The 691-nt window shown below is 73.4% G+C and carries 1 pseudogene; it reads left to right on the forward strand.

Going from position 1 to position 691, the window contains the following annotated elements:
- Window positions 1-143 precede the first annotated feature (143 nt).
- Window positions 144-691: pseudogene (locus tag APM_RS12955) on the forward strand (carotenoid 1,2-hydratase); the annotation flags it as partial.

The following is a 691-nucleotide window of genomic DNA, read 5'->3' on the forward strand; positions in this document are numbered from 1 at the left end:
CGCGACCCCTTTGCCCGGCCGCGGGCGCGCACCGCGCTGCCGGGATTCTACCTCGCCGGCGGCTCGGCGCATCCCGGCCCAGGCCTGCCGATGGCCGCGCTCTCCGGCAGTTTCGCCGCCGCCGCGATCATGGCGGATACCGAATGATCCGCTTCGACCGCACGGTCCCGCGCGGCGGCTATGCCTGGTGGTATGTCGACGCGCTGAGCGATGACGGGCGCCACGCGCTCACCCTGATCGCCTTCATCGGCTCGGTGTTCTCTCCCTATTACGCCGCCGCCCGTCGCCTCGCCCCCGGCAGGGCCGCACCTGAGGATTTCGTCGCCATCAACCTCGCCCTCTACGGCCCGCGCGGCAATCGCTGGACCATGACCGAGCGCCGCCGCCACAGCCTGCGGGCCGAGGCCGACAGCCTCGCCATCGGCCCGAGCCGGCTCGCCGTCGATGAAGGCGGGCTTGCCGCCGAGATCGCCGAATGGTCGAACCCGCTGCCGCGCCGGGTGCGCGGCACGCTCCGCCTCACCCCCCACGCCATCGAGCCGACCACCTACAAGCTCGATGCGGCGGGCCGGCACCGCTGGCAGCCGCTCGCCCCCTGCGCGCGCATCCGCGTCGCCTTCACCGCGCCCGAACTTGCCTGGGAAGGCAACGCCTATCTCGATCGCAACGAGGGCGACGAGCCGGTCGCGCG

The sequence above is a fragment of the Acidiphilium sp. PM genome (assembly GCF_000219295.1).
Classification (GTDB): domain Bacteria; phylum Pseudomonadota; class Alphaproteobacteria; order Acetobacterales; family Acetobacteraceae; genus Acidiphilium; species Acidiphilium multivorum.